We start from the raw sequence: 1038 nt of genomic DNA, 5'->3' as shown, positions 1-1038 counted from the left end.
ACGACTACCGGTACGTGTGGATCCGCGACCAGTGCTACGCGGGGCAGGCCGTCGCCGCGGCCGGGAGCCTCGCCCTGCTGGACGACGCGGTGCGGTTCGTCTCCGCCCGCCTGCACCAGGACGGCCCGCACCTGGCACCCGCCTACACCGTCACCGGAGGCCCCGTCCCCGACCAGCGCGTCCTGGGCCTGCCCGGATACCCGGGCGGGTACGACCGCACCGGCAACTGGGTCAACCGGCAGTTCCAGCTCGACGTGTTCGGCGAGGCGCTGCTCCTCTTCGCCGCCGCGCACGGCCACGGCCGGCTGGACGCCGACGGCTGGCGCGCCGCCGACATCGCGGCCGCCGCCATCGCGGAGCGGCGGCACGAAGCCGACGCCGGGATCTGGGAGCTCGACGCCCGCGCCTGGACCCACAGCAGACTCAGCTGTGCCGCCGGACTGCGCTCCCTGGCCGCCGTCGCCCCGCCCGGCCGGGCCGCCACCTGGTCGGCGCTCGCCGACGCCCTGGTCGCCGACACCTCCGCCACCAGTACGCACCCCACGGGACGCTGGCAGCGCGCCCCCGACGACCCGGGGCTGGACGCCGCCCTGCTGCTGCCCCCGTTGCGGGGAGCGCTGCCCGCCGACGACCCCAGGACCGTGGCGACGCTCCGCGCCTACACCGCCGAGCTGACCCGCGACCACTACGCCTACCGCTTCCGGCACGGCGAGCAGCCCCTGGCCGAGGCCGAGGGTGCCTTCCTGCTGTGCGGGTACCTGGTCGCCCTGGCCGAGCACCAGCAGGGGAACCAGGAGGAGGCCCTGCGCTGGTTCGAACGCAACCGCGCCGCCTGCGGGCCCCCGGGACTGTTCACCGAGGAGTACGACATCGGTCAGCGGCAGCTGCGCGGCAATCTGCCCCAGGCCTTCGTGCACGCCCTGATGCTGGAGACCGCCGCCCGGCTCGCCGCACCGCCCGTCTGACACATCGAGGAGACCCCTATGTCCCGGACCGTCGTCATCACCGGAGCCAGCGCCGGTATCGGCAGGGGGGGCG

At 75.3% G+C, this 1038-nt stretch carries 1 protein-coding gene; it reads left to right on the top strand.

Annotation, left to right across the window (positions count from 1 at the left end):
* On the top strand, window positions 1–965 hold a 965-nt coding region (locus IH13_RS0122660; protein ID WP_031087250.1), incomplete at its 5' end, for a glycoside hydrolase family 15 protein.
* Window positions 966–1038 lie beyond the last annotated feature (73 nt).

Origin of the sequence: Streptomyces sp. NRRL WC-3549, assembly GCF_000721935.1 — a bacterium.
In the GTDB taxonomy this organism is placed as follows: Bacteria; Actinomycetota; Actinomycetes; order Streptomycetales; family Streptomycetaceae; genus Streptomyces.
Note: the sequence above shows the minus strand (reverse complement) of the source record. Positions and strands in the feature narration are given on the sequence as shown.